The 12,101-nt window shown below is 65.2% G+C and carries 11 protein-coding genes and 1 pseudogene; 5 read left to right on the forward strand and 7 right to left on the reverse strand.

Translation table 11 applies throughout. From position 1 onward, the window contains the following. Positions 1-50 precede the first annotated feature (50 nt). The 3 genes from J1902_RS00970 to J1902_RS00980 all read right to left on the reverse strand — a co-directional run bounded on the left by J1902_RS00970 (position 51) and on the right by J1902_RS00980 (position 3,895). Entirely contained in the window at positions 51-1,157 is a 1,107-nt protein-coding gene (locus J1902_RS00970; protein WP_443623195.1) for a BMP family lipoprotein, read from the reverse strand. Between the two features lie 285 nt (positions 1,158-1,442). Then, a complete protein-coding gene (locus tag J1902_RS00975; protein ID WP_207614317.1) occupies positions 1,443-2,642 on the reverse strand; it encodes an amidohydrolase in 1,200 nt (399 codons plus the stop codon). Positions 2,643-2,761: 119 nt separating this feature from the next. Continuing rightward, on the reverse strand, positions 2,762-3,895 hold the full coding sequence (locus J1902_RS00980) for a mannose-1-phosphate guanylyltransferase (protein ID WP_207614318.1): 1,134 nt from the start codon (positions 3,893-3,895) through the stop codon (positions 2,762-2,764). Between the two features lie 251 nt (positions 3,896-4,146). Between J1902_RS00980 and sdhC the strand changes: the two genes are divergently transcribed. The 5 genes from sdhC to J1902_RS01005 all read left to right on the forward strand — a co-directional run bounded on the left by sdhC (position 4,147) and on the right by J1902_RS01005 (position 8,574). Beyond that, positions 4,147-4,527, forward strand: coding sequence for a succinate dehydrogenase, cytochrome b556 subunit (gene sdhC, locus J1902_RS00985; RefSeq protein ID WP_207614319.1), 381 nt, complete (start codon positions 4,147-4,149; stop codon positions 4,525-4,527). A 2-nt stretch (positions 4,528-4,529) separates the two neighbouring features. Further along, positions 4,530-5,006, forward strand: a complete 477-nt coding sequence (locus J1902_RS00990) for a succinate dehydrogenase hydrophobic membrane anchor subunit (RefSeq protein ID WP_207614320.1) — start codon at positions 4,530-4,532, stop codon at positions 5,004-5,006. A gap of 95 nt (positions 5,007-5,101) precedes the next feature. Then, positions 5,102-6,901: a succinate dehydrogenase flavoprotein subunit gene (sdhA, locus tag J1902_RS00995; protein WP_207614321.1), complete on the forward strand. Its 1,800-nt coding sequence runs from the start codon at positions 5,102-5,104 to the stop codon at positions 6,899-6,901. Further along, complete coding sequence (locus tag J1902_RS01000; RefSeq protein WP_207614322.1) at positions 6,901-7,683, forward strand: succinate dehydrogenase iron-sulfur subunit; 783 nt, start codon at positions 6,901-6,903, stop codon at positions 7,681-7,683. Before sdhA ends, J1902_RS01000 begins: the two co-directional genes overlap by 1 nt. A 123-nt stretch (positions 7,684-7,806) precedes the next feature. Then, positions 7,807-8,574 (forward strand): alpha/beta hydrolase, encoded by a 768-nt coding sequence (locus J1902_RS01005; protein WP_207614323.1) that lies wholly within the window; start codon positions 7,807-7,809, stop codon positions 8,572-8,574. 57 nt (positions 8,575-8,631) lie between these two features. Here J1902_RS01005 and J1902_RS01010 read toward each other — a convergent pair. From J1902_RS01010 to J1902_RS01025, 4 genes and pseudogenes are all read right to left on the reverse strand, one after another. Next, positions 8,632-9,534, reverse strand: a pseudogene (locus J1902_RS01010) (YhjD/YihY/BrkB family envelope integrity protein); the annotation flags it as partial. Then, positions 9,461-10,144 (reverse strand): 2'-5' RNA ligase family protein, encoded by a 684-nt coding sequence (locus J1902_RS01015; protein ID WP_207614324.1) that lies wholly within the window; start codon positions 10,142-10,144, stop codon positions 9,461-9,463. The pseudogene J1902_RS01010 and the gene J1902_RS01015, both read right to left, overlap by 74 nt. A gap of 4 nt (positions 10,145-10,148) precedes the next feature. Then, complete coding sequence (gene trpS, locus J1902_RS01020; RefSeq protein ID WP_207614325.1) at positions 10,149-11,240, reverse strand: tryptophan--tRNA ligase; 1,092 nt, start codon at positions 11,238-11,240, stop codon at positions 10,149-10,151. Positions 11,241-11,259: 19 nt separating this feature from the next. Then, a complete protein-coding gene (locus tag J1902_RS01025) occupies positions 11,260-12,093 on the reverse strand; it encodes an exodeoxyribonuclease III (RefSeq protein WP_207614326.1) in 834 nt (277 codons plus the stop codon). Positions 12,094-12,101 lie beyond the last annotated feature (8 nt).

The following is a 12,101-nucleotide window of genomic DNA, read 5'->3' on the forward strand; positions in this document are numbered from 1 at the left end:
CGCGCCGCCAGTACCGAAGGCACGGTACTGGCGGCGCGTCCAGGAATTGTTTACTTCTTGGGGCTGGCCTGCGACTGGACCACGAGCTTGCCGGAGACAATGTCTGCCTTGAGCGCGTCCAGCTCGGACTTCGTTTCGGCGGAGACCGCGGAGTCGAGGTCGTGGAACGGAGCGAGCGCGACGCCGTCGTTGGCCAGGGTGCCGACGTAGGCAGCGTTGCTGAACTTGCCTTCCGTGTCGTCCTTGACGACCGCCTCAACGGCCTCGCCCATCTGCTTGACCACGGAGGTCAGCATGAGGTCCTTGTACTCAGGCGCTGTGAGGTAGCCGTCGGAGTCCACCCAGATAAGCTTGACGTCCTTGCCGGCCGCCTTGGCTTCCCTGAGAGCGGCGCCCGCACCCTTTCCGACCGGACCGGCGACAGGCATCACGATGTCCGCACCCTGATCCAGCAGGTTCAGGGTGACCTGCTTGCCGGTGTCCTGTTTGTCAAAGTCGCCCGTGAACGAACCGTCCTGGGTGGCCTTGTCCCAGCCAACCACCTGGACGGACTTGCCCTTGGCCTTGTTGTAGGCCTGAACGCCGTCATAGAAACCGTCCATGAAGATGGTCACGGTGGGGATCTTGATGCCGCCGAAGGTGCCGACCTTGCCGGTCTTGGACGTTGCCGCTGCTGCATAGCCCGCCAGGTAGGCAGCCTGGGCGGTGTCGTAGACAACCGCCTTCACGTTGGCGAGGGGGGCGTCGTAGGCGAAGTCGATGATCGCGAAGTGCTTGTCGGTGTTGGCTGCTGCGGCGGCCTTGGTGGCGTCGCCCAGAAGGAAGCCGACCGTGAAGGTCAGGTTGCAGCCTGCGCTCATCATGCCGTTCAGGTTGGCTTCATAGTCGCTGTTGGACTTGGACTCGGCGGACTTGACCGTGATGCCAAGGTCCTTCTCGGTCTTCTTCAGGCCGTCGTAGGAGGACTGGTTGAAGGACTGGTCATCGAATCCGCCGGCGTCGGAGACGATGCATCCGACGAAGTCGCTTTTAGTGGCGGTGCCGGAACCGGCGTCGGGGGCTGCTCCACAGCCGCTGAGCAGGAGCGCAGCGGCACCCGCAGTTGCAACACCGGCCATTGAACCGCGCTTGAGGGTAGCACGCAGTGGGTTCTTCAATTTTCCTCCAGGAAGAAAGAGATTGGCGCTACGACGGATGGTCAATGAGTGTCCGTTTCGAATACCCCTAGGCAGAAATTCTGTTTTCACTGAAGTTTCGCAGCACTGCGCCGAAGCGCCTTGATAGCACCAACACTAGTGGCGTGGACCACACGCGAGTAGCACAAATCAGTCCCCTTGGGCAGATTGTTGACCTTTTGTTACCAAGCAGTAGCCGGGCGCGCAAGTCACAGGCAAGTCACAGGCGGACGGGCATCTTTCCGGTGTTGGTGCCGGGAAGGGTTCCTACGAGTTGCGGATGGTGCGCAGGGCGGCCGCCGTGAGCACGCGGATCGCGCAGCCGAGGGCGCGCTCGTCGACGATGAAGTCGCCGCGGTGGAGGTCGTATTCTTCGCCCCCGGGAACGTGTGTGCCCAGGCGCATCATGGCACCGGGGAGATCGGCAAGGAACCAAGCGAAATCCTCGCCGCCCATGGACTGCGGGGTCAGCACTACAGCGTGCTCCCCCAGCTCGGCGCGGGCAGCCGCCTCGATGATGGCGGTTTCGTGCTCGGAGTTGACCACGGGAGGGACGCCCCGCGTGTGTTCCAGGTGGACGTCCACTCCGTACGGGGCGGCGACCTGCTGCACGACGTCGTCGAGCAATTCGCCTGCACTGTGCCAGGCGTCGCGGTCCAGGCAGCGCATGGTCCCGGCCATGTAGCCGTTGGCGGGGATGGCGTTGGGTGCCGAGCCCGCCGAGATCTGGCCCCACACCACGGACACGCCGCTGCGGACGTCCACGCGGCGGGACAGCACCGCCGGGACGTTGACGGCGATCTGGGACAGGGCAAAGACCAGGTCCTCGGTCAGGTGCGGGCGCGAGGTGTGGCCGCCGCGGCCGGTCAGCTCGATCTTGATGGTGTCCGAGGCGGAGGTGATGGCGCCGATGCGGGTGCCGATCTGTCCGACGTTGATGCGCGGGTCGCAGTGCAGGGCGAGGATGCGCGGCACACCCTCCAGGACACCCTGCTCGATGCAGGACAGCGCGCCGCCGGGCATGGTCTCCTCGGCCGGCTGGAAGATGATGCGCACGGCGCCGCCCAGCGGGGTGCTTTCGTGCATCCGATGCAGCACGAGGGCGATGCCCAACATGGTGGCGGTGTGGATGTCGTGGCCGCAGGCATGGGTAACGCCATGGTTCTTTGAGGCAAACGGAAGGCCCGTCTCCTCGATGATCGGTAGGGCGTCGATGTCGCCGCGGAGGGCGGTCGCGATGGGGCCCTCCCCAACGTCCACCGTCAGTCCGGTGCCTTCGAGGCGCCGGGGCTTCAGGCCGGCAGCCTCCAGGCGCTCGACAAGCTTGTCCGTGGTGCGGAACTCCTTGAAGGAAAGTTCAGGGTGCGCATGCAGGTCACGGCGGAATTCGGTCAGTTCCGGCAGAAGGTCGTCCAGCCAGGGCCCGACAGCGGGGGTCGGCTCGGTTTCAGTCGAGTAATTGCGCACGTCACAACCATAGCCACCCGGGCCCGGCCGCGCCTGAAAGTCGCCTCTTGGTTACGCCATGTTCACCGTTGGCAGTCCCCGGGAGACGAACGACGGTATGAGGGCCGCCGCTTAAGGCCCTAGAGAACGTCGGTGTCGCCGCTGGCCTTGAGCGCATCAACCGTGCCCTTGACAAGCTGGGCGTGCTCCGTAGTGGTGACAAGGAGGGCGTCCGGGGTGTCCACGATGACCACGTCCTTGATGCCGATGAGGGCGATCACGCGCTTGGTGTCGGACACCACCACCCCGCTGGCGTCCTCGCTGAAGACGCGTGCATGCTCGCCCAGCACAGTCATGCCGTCGACGTCGCCTGCATTGTTAAGGCGGCCGATGGCGGCAAAGTCTCCGACGTCGTCCCAGCGGAAAGTACCGGGGACGACGGCGACATCGCCCGCCGCCGCGGCGGGCTCGGCCACGGCGTAGTCGATGGCGATCTTAGGCAGCGTGGGCCACACGCGCGAGGTGACCTCTGCGCGATGCGGGGTGTCCCAGGCCGCGGCGATTTCCTGCAGCCCGGTAAACAGTTCCGGCTGGTTGTCTTCGAGGTGCTTGAGCATGAGCGCCACCGGGGCGACGAACATGCCGGCGTTCCAGACGTAGTCGCCAGCTTCGAGGTACTTCCGGGCGACCTCTTCGCTCGGCTTCTCAACGAACTCAACCACGGTGTGCGCATTCGGCGCACCATCTACGTCGAGTGCCCGGCCCGAGCGGATATAGCCGAAGCCCGTGGAGGCGTGCGTCGGCTTGATGCCGATGGTGACGATCTTCCCTGTGGCGGCCGTGTAGATGGCCTCGCGCACGGTGTCCTGGAAAAGCTCGTCCGGGCTGATGACCTGGTCCGCGGCGAACGAGCCCATGATGGTGCCGGGGTCGCGGCGGTGCAGGATGGCGGCTGCGAGTCCGATTGCAGCGCCGGAGTCCTTGGGTTCGCTTTCCAGGACCAGTTCGTCGTCGGAGACTTCAGGCAGTTGCCGGCAGACGGCGGCGCGGTGCGCCTCTCCCGTGACCACCAGGATGCGGCTGCCGGCGAGAGGTTCCAGGCGGTCGTACGTGGACCTCAGCAGCGTGCTGCCCGAACCAGTCAGGTCGTGCAGGAACTTAGGTGCAGCAGCTCGCGAGAGCGGCCATAGCCTTGTCCCGACACCGCCGGCCGGGATGACCGCGTGGAAGCGGTTCAGTGGCGATTTCGGGTTGGTCGCGTTGTCTGTAGTCACCGCAGTACCTTATCTGACGCAGATGGATACTGCGGGACAGAAGACGATGTGTGGCCTTTGTCTCACGAATGTCCCCAATTTACTGGTATTCCGCGAAACTCAAGCAATTGCCGGGACATCAAGGGGTACCTAAATTGAATAAGCTGTGGGCGAAGCCTAGATTTAGGCCTGAGCTACGAGTGCTCTCGCAGCAGGCGTTCCCCCCGCGTGGTCCCATGCCAGCGCCGCTGTGTTGCAGGAAGGTTTATTCAGTGCCGACAAAACCAGCTGGCACCTTGTACCGCGGCCGTGAAGGCATGTGGTCCTGGGTTGGACACCGTATTACCGGTGTAGTGATCTTTTTCTTCTTGTTGGTCCATGTGCTGGACACCTCATTGGTGCGCGTGTCCCCTGAGGCCTACACCGCCGTCATCGGCGCATACAAGAACCCCCTGATGGCCCTTGGCGAAACCGGCCTCGTTGCCGCAATTGTGTTCCACGCTTTCAACGGCCTGCGCGTCATCGCCGTCGACTTCTGGAAGAAGGGCGCAAAGTACCAGCGCCAGATGCTGTGGATCGTGCTGGCACTGTGGCTGGTCACCTTCGCGGCCTTCGCCATCCGCCACCTGTCCCTCGCTCTGGGAGGCCACTAGCCATGACGACCATTCAGTCCCCGCGCAGTGGGAACATCGGCTCCGGCAAGATTGCGCCCAAGTACACCCGCACCGGCGGCAGCAAGGGCAACTTCGAGATGCTCGCCTGGCTGTTCATGCGCCTCTCCGGCATCGTCCTGGTGGTGCTGATCTTCGGCCACCTGTTCGTGAACCTGCTGGTGGGCGAAGGCATCCACGCCATCGACTTCGGCTTCGTTGCCGGCAAGTGGGCAGACCCGTTCTGGCAGATCTGGGATCTTGCCATGCTGTGGCTGGCCATGCTGCACGGCACCAACGGTGTCCGCACGATCATCAACGACTACGCCGAAAAGGACTCCACGCGCTTCTGGCTCAAGGTAGTCCTGTACGCCGCCACCACGGTCATCATCATCCTTGGCACCCTGGTGATCTTCACCTTCAACCCGTGCCCCGTCGTCGACGGCGTTCAGCTGCCCGGCGGTTTCTGCCCGGCGCCGTAACGGCTCCCGCGCCTCCGCCGGCCCTGGCCGGCAGTGCGCAACTCAGCGGAGCAGCCTCCGCCGACCATCTGAATTAGAGAGAAAGAGCATCTAGTATGCAGGTCCACAAGTACGACGTAGTCATCGTCGGCGCCGGCGGCGCCGGCATGCGCGCGGCGATCGAATCCGGTCAGCGCGCACGAACAGCGGTACTGACCAAGCTCTACCCCACCCGCTCCCACACCGGTGCAGCACAGGGTGGCATGTGTGCAGCATTGGCCAACGTCGAAGAAGACAACTGGGAATGGCACACCTTCGACACCATCAAGGGCGGCGACTACCTGGTTGACCAGGATGCAGCCGAAGTCATGGCGAAGGAAGCCATCGACGCCGTGCTGGACCTGGAAAAGATGGGCCTGCCGTTCAACCGCACGCCCGAAGGACGCATTGACCAGCGCCGCTTCGGTGGCCACACGCGCGACCACGGCAAGGCCCCGGTCCGCCGCGCCTGCTACGCCGCCGACCGCACCGGCCACATGATCCTGCAGACGCTCTACCAAAACTGCGTCAAGCACAACGTTGAGTTCTACAACGAGTACTACGTCCTGGACCTGCTTATCGTCGAAGAGGACGCGGTCCGCGAGGACGGCACCCCGTACAAGCAGAAGCGCGTTGCAGGTGTGGTCTCCTACGACCTCGCCTCCGGCGAACTGCACGTCTTCCAGGCCAAGTCCGTGGTCTTCGCCTCCGGCGGCGCCGGCAAGGTCTTCAAGACCACCTCCAACGCCCACACCCTCACCGGTGACGGCATGGGCATCGCCTTCCGTCGCGGCATCCCCCTGGAAGACATGGAGTTCTTCCAGTTCCACCCGACCGGCCTCGCCGGCCTGGGCATCCTCCTCACCGAGGGTGCGCGTGGTGAAGGTGCCATCCTGCGCAACTCGGAGGGTGAGCGCTTCATGGAGCGCTACGCCCCCACCATCAAGGACCTCGCACCTCGTGACATCGTGGCCCGCGCCATGGCCAACGAAGTCCGTGAAGGCCGCGGCTGTGGCCCGGACAAGGACTACGTCCTCCTGGACCTGACCCACCTGGAGCCGGCCCACATCGAGGCCAAACTCCCGGACATCACCGAGTTCGCCCGCACCTACCTGGGTGTGGAACCGTTCACGGATCCGGTCCCCGTCTTCCCGACGGCGCACTACGCCATGGGCGGCATCCCCACCAACATCACCACCGAGGTGCTGCAGGACAACGACACGATCGTGCCGGGCCTGTACGCCGCCGGTGAAGTTGCCTGCGTCTCCGTCCACGGCTCCAACCGTTTGGGCACCAACTCGCTGCTGGACATCAACGTGTTCGGCAAGCGCGCCGGCATCGCCGCCGCCGAGTACTCCAAGACGGCCGACTTCGTCGAACTCCCGGAAGACCCGGAAGCCATGACCCGCGGCCTGCTGTCCGGTCTTCTCGAGGGCAACGGCACCGAGCGTGTTGCGCAGATCCGCAAGGAACTTCAGGACACCATGGACGCCAACATGCAGGTGTTCCGCACCAAGGAATCCCTTGAGCAGGTCCTGAACGACATCGAGAAATTCGAAGAGCGCTACAAGAACGTCACTGTCCAGGACAAGGGCAAGCGCTTCAACCTGGACCTGCTGGAAGCCGTTGAACTTGGCTTCCTCCTCGACATGGCCAAGGTCATGACCGTTGGTGCACTGCACCGTGAAGAGTCCCGCGGCGGCCACTACCGCGAGGACTTCCCGGACCGCGACGACGAAAAGTTCATGAAGCACTCCATGGCTTACCTGGACTCCTCCGTCACCGTCGGCTCGTCGGCCGAATCCGTTGCGGGCATCCGTCTCGAGACCAAGCCCGTTGTCTTCACCCGTTACGAGCCGATGGAGCGTAAGTACTAATGACTACCGAAATGGCAGAGCCCGCTTCCAAAATCGAGCTTCCCGCGAGTGTCGCCGGCGACGGTGAAATCCCCACGTTCCACATCACGCTGCGTGTGCGCCGCTACGACCCCGAGGTTTCGGAAGAAGCGCGCTGGGACGACTACAAGCTGACGATGTACGGCACGGACCGTGTGCTGGATGCCCTGCACAAGGTCAAGTGGGAAATCGACGGCAGCGTCTCCTTCCGCCGTTCCTGCGCCCACGGCGTCTGCGGTTCCGATGCCATGCGCATCAACGGCCGCAACCGCCTGGCCTGCAAGACACTGCTGAAGGACCTGGACACCACCAAGCCCATCACCGTTGAACCGATCAAGGGCCTCCCCGTGGAGAAGGACCTGATCGTGGACATGGAGCCGTTCTTCCAGTCCTTCCGCGAAGTCATGCCGTTCCTCATCAACAAGGGCCACGAGCCCACCAAGGAACGCCTGCAGTCCGTCGAGGACCGCGAACGCTTTGACGACACCACCAAGTGCATCCTGTGCGCGGCGTGCACCTCCTCCTGCCCGGTCTTCTGGACCGACGGCCAGTACTTCGGCCCGGCAGCGATCGTCAACGCCCACCGCTTCATCTTCGACTCCCGTGATGATGCCGGCGACATGCGCCTGGAGATCCTCAACGACAAGGAAGGTGTGTGGCGCTGCCGCACCACCTTCAACTGTTCCGAAGCATGCCCGCGCGGCATCCAGGTGACGCAGGCAATCGCCGAGGTCAAGCAGGCCATCCTGGCCCGCAAGATCTAGGTCGCCGTTACCCAAGGACAGCACGACGACGGCGCCGCTCACCACTGATGGTGAGCGGCGCCGTCGTCGTTAATGTGGTCATCGACAAGCACAGCGGCCAGCGACAATCACAAGGAGATCAGCGTGTCACGCTCGGAAAAGATCAGCTTCGAAGGCAGCAGCGGCGAGATGCTGGCAGGAATCGTGGATGTGCCTGAAGGTCCCGTGCGCGGCTGGGGCGTGTTCTCGCACGGCCTGACGCTCGGCAAGGACAGCCCCGCAGCGTCCCGCATCTGCAAGGGCCTGGCAGATGCGGGCGTGGGCATGCTGCGCTTCGACAACCTTGGCCTGGGCGGTTCGGGCGGCGAGTGGTCGGCTGGCTCCTTCAGCGTCAAAGTGGCGGACACCGTACTGGCCGCGGAGTTCATGCGCGCCCAGGGCCGGGAGGTCTCACTGCTGGTGGGGCACTCCTTTGGCGGCGCCGCGGTGCTTGCCGCAGCGCGGAGCGTTCCCGGGCTCGACGCCGTGGTCACGGTGGGTGCACCGTTCGAGCCCAAGCACGTGGAGCACATGTTCGACGCCGAGATCGGCACCATCCTGAACGAGGGCAGCGCCGTGGTGGACCTCGGCGGACGGCGCATGGAAGTGCGCCGGCACTTTGTCGAGGACGTGGAGGCCGCCGATCTCCGTGACTGCATCCGGACCCTGCACAAGCCGCTCCTGGTGATGCACTCCCCCACCGACAACACTGTGGGGATCGACAACGCCAGCGAGATCTTCCGCACGGCCCGGCACCCGCGCAGCTTCATCTCGCTCGAGGGCAGCGAGCACCTGCTCACGGGCAAGGGCCAGGCGGCCCGCGTGGCCCGCATCATCGCCGCGTGGGCAGACCAGTACCTCGACGCCGTCTAGCGTCCGCAGGCGCGTGGGGTGGGATGTGGCGGGAGCCGAGCGCGGACTTGGCCGGCGGGCCCGGGCCAGCAGTTCGGTGCTGAAGACCTGCAGGAGGGTGGTGCCCGCACCGGCCAGGGCCGTGGCTTCCAGGAAGGGCCGCCTGCCCAGTTTCAGGCCGCCGGCCAGGCGGAACAGGATGGCCGCCGTCGCCCAGTTCAGCAGCAGGGGGACGGCGATCTTCACGATTCCAGCCACCGGACCGGCGACGGCCTCGTCCAGGCGCAGGAGCCCGATCAGCCAGCCCGCGGCAGTGCCGAAGACCAGGGACACGCCCGCGCTCAGGACCAGGACCACGCCGAGCAGCAGGAGCGTCGCGGCGTCGCCGAGCTTCAGCAGGACGGGGTTCCGCTCGAGGGCGGGCAGGCGAAGGACGCCGCGCAGGCCATCCCGGACCCCGCTCATCCAGCCGAGCGAGGCGAACACGGTGACCGCTGCGGCGATGACTGCGGTCAGGCCCAGCCCGGAAGGATTCAGAAGCTCCTGTGGCTCCACCAGCCCCTCACCGCCGTCGAGCTTCAACAGACCGGGCGCCGCCAGCGACACACTCTCGATGATGGAGTCCACCAACGCGGGGTTGCTGCTCAGGACCAGGCCCGCCAGGGCAAAGCCCGTGGCGAGGAGGCCGGTGATGGCGAAGAACATGGTGAAGCCGATGCCGGCGCTCAGGAGGGGACCGTGCTGCTGCGTGTAGTGCTGCCAGGCGCGCAGCGGCAGCAGCGTGGAGAACCTGGCCTGCAGGAGCCTGAACAGGACGGGCGCCGATTTCAAGACGCCCTGGCCGGAGCGGCGGGCGTGGCCCCATTCCTGCCTGCGCTGGATCAGCTGGAGTTTGAGCTTGGCCCGCTCAGTTGGCAGCGGCGGCTTGTCCGCTGCTCGAGCTGGATTCCGCTTCGCGTGCTTCGTGACTGTCGCTGCCAAAGTCCAGCTCTTCCCGTAGCTGCCAGATGCCGTTCGAGTCGTGCTCGTAAAGTCCCATGCTAACCACGGGGAAGGTGGCGCTGTAGTCCTGCAGGACCGTTTCGGCCTCATCGAGGCTTTCCGGGGCGACATCGTGGGCCACGGTGACGTGCGGGTGGTAGGGGAAGGGCAGCAGCCGCTCGAGCGGGCCGGTCTGGAGCCGTTCGTGCAGCCGGACGCACTCCTCGAAGCCGTCCTCGACGTTGACGAACACCACCGGGGAGACGGGCCTGAAGGAGCCGGTGCCGGAGATGGTGATGCTGAAGGGAGCCTGCTGCCGGGCGACCTCCCGGACGTGGTCCCGTGTGGCGTCCCAGTCCTGGGTGGGCGTGGTGGTGATCAGGGTGATGTGGGCCGGGATGACCTCCGCCATGGGATCGCCGAAGGAGGCGCGCCACTGCTGGAGCTCTTCGGCGATCTCCGGCGGGAAGCCGAGGATGACGCCGACGCACATGCTGTCTCCGGTACCGCAGTCGGTACCGGAGACAGGCTGCTGGCGCGCATCAACGTCCGGACCGCCTGCACCCCGGGGGGAAGAGGTCTCAGCGTTGAGCTTGCCGGCGGCGCACATGGGCTTAGCGGTTTCCCTGGGCTCCGCCGTACGGCAGGAAGCCGACCTTGGCGTAGACATCGGCCAGCGTGGCCGAGGCGATCTCTCGGGCCTTGGCGGCGCCGTGGGCCAGGAGGCGGTCCAGTTCGGCCGGGTCCGCCAGGAGTTCGTTGGCGCGGTCCCGGATGGGGGCAAGGTGGCCCGAGACGAGCTCGGCCAGGTCCACCTTCAGGTGGCCGTACATCTTTCCCTCATAGTCCGCCACGATCTTGTCCACGGACTCGCCGCTGATGGCCGAGTAGATGCTCAGGAGGTTGGAAACGCCCGGCTTGGTCTCGCGGTCGTAGCGGATTTCCGTCTCGGTGTCCGTGACCGCGGACTTGATGCGCTTGGCGGTGATCTTGGGCTCGTCAAGCAGGTTGATCAGGCCGGCGGGCGAGTCCGTCGACTTGGACATCTTGGCCGTGGGGTTCTGCAGATCGTAGATCTTGGCCGATTCCTTCTGGATGAAGGCCTGCGGAACCTGGAAGGTCTCGCCGAAGCGGCTGTTGAAGCGGTTGGCCAGGTCCCGGCTAAGTTCAACGTGCTGGCGCTGGTCCTCGCCCACCGGCACACCGTGCGGCTGGTAGAGCAGGATGTCCGCGGCCTGCAGGATCGGATACGTGAACAGGCCCACGCTGGCGTGGTCCGAGCCCTGCTTCTGGGCCTTGTCCTTGAACTGCGTCATGCGGGCGGCCTCGCCCATGCCCGTGATGCAGTTCAGCACCCAGGCGAGCTGGGCATGTTCGGGCACGTGGGACTGGACGAACAGCGTGCACTTGTCCACGTCCACGCCGCCGGCGATGTACTGCGCGGCGGTGATCCGGGTGCGGCGGGCCAGTTCTACCGGATCCTGCGGCACTGTGATGGCGTGCAGGTCCGGGATGAAGAAGATGGCGTCGTACTCGTCCTGCATCCGGACCCAGTTGACCAGCGCGCCCAGGTAGTTGCCCAGGTGCAGGGAATCGGCCGAGGGCTGCATGCCGGACAGCACGCGGTGCTTGGCCCCGGCAGCCAGTTTGGTGGAGGTGGCCGTCGCAGCGGACACAGCGGTTTCAGTTGTGGTGGAGCTCGTCATGGGGAAACTTTCAAAAGGCTTAGAGCCGGTAGTCCACTACCAGCGGTGCGTGGTCGGAGAAGCGGGTGTCATATGACGCCGCCCGGTCAACCACAGCCGACACAGCAGCTGCGGCAAGGCCCGGGGTGGCCATGTGGTAGTCGATACGCCAGCCTGTGTCGGTGTCAAAGGCCTGGCCGCGCTGGGACCACCACGTGTAGGGGCCAGCGACATTTCCTGCCAGACCCCTGTGGACATCCCTCCATCCGATTTCTTCACCGAAGAAGCGGTCGAAGTACGCACGCTCCTCCGGTAGGAAGCCGGCACGCTTAACGTTGCCCTTCCAGTTCTTGATGTCGAGTTCGGTGTGGCCCACGTTGAGGTCGCCGACCACCAGCGCATGGGCGCTGTGCTTGGCGAGCTCGGGCAGGCGGGTGCTCATGACGTCCAGGAAGCGGTACTTGTCCACCTGCTTGGGGGTATCCGCCTCGCCCGAGTGCACGTAGGCGCTGACCACGGTCAGGGTGGTGTCCTCACCGGCGGCGGTCTTCAGCGCGTAGTCGGCCTCGACCCAGCGTCCGGTGGTGGCAAAGTAGTCGTCGCCAATGCCGACACGGGTGGCGTCGGGTTCCTGGCGGGAGGCGATCGCAACACCGGCGCGGCCCTTGGCCTCGGCTTCGGCGTGCAGGATGTGCCAGCCCTCGCCGATCAGCTGGTGGACCACCTCGTCAGGGGCACGGACTTCCTGCAGGCAGAGGATGTCCACGTCACGGGGCTCCAGCCAATCGGCCATGCCCTTCTTGTAGGCGGCGCGAATGCCGTTGACGTTGACCGATGCGATGCGAAGGAAGTCCTTCTTCAATGCCGTGCTCACCCGCTCCA

The organism is Arthrobacter cavernae (assembly GCF_017368795.1).
In the GTDB taxonomy this organism is placed as follows: Bacteria; Actinomycetota; Actinomycetes; order Actinomycetales; family Micrococcaceae; genus Arthrobacter; species Arthrobacter cavernae.

Bases quoted from the DNA above. Each gene is read 5' to 3' on its own strand.
- J1902_RS01015 (WP_207614324.1), bottom strand. From the start codon at position 10,144: ATGTGCGCCGCCGGCAAGCTCAACGCTGAGACCTCTTCCCCCCGGGGT.
- sdhA (WP_207614321.1), top strand. From the start codon at position 5,102: ATGCAGGTCCACAAGTACGACGTAGTCATCGTCGGCGCCGGCGGCGCC.
- trpS (WP_207614325.1), bottom strand. From the start codon at position 11,240: ATGACGAGCTCCACCACAACTGAAACCGCTGTGTCCGCTGCGACGGCC.
- J1902_RS01000 (WP_207614322.1), top strand. From the start codon at position 6,901: ATGACTACCGAAATGGCAGAGCCCGCTTCCAAAATCGAGCTTCCCGCG.
- J1902_RS00990 (WP_207614320.1), top strand. From the start codon at position 4,530: ATGACGACCATTCAGTCCCCGCGCAGTGGGAACATCGGCTCCGGCAAG.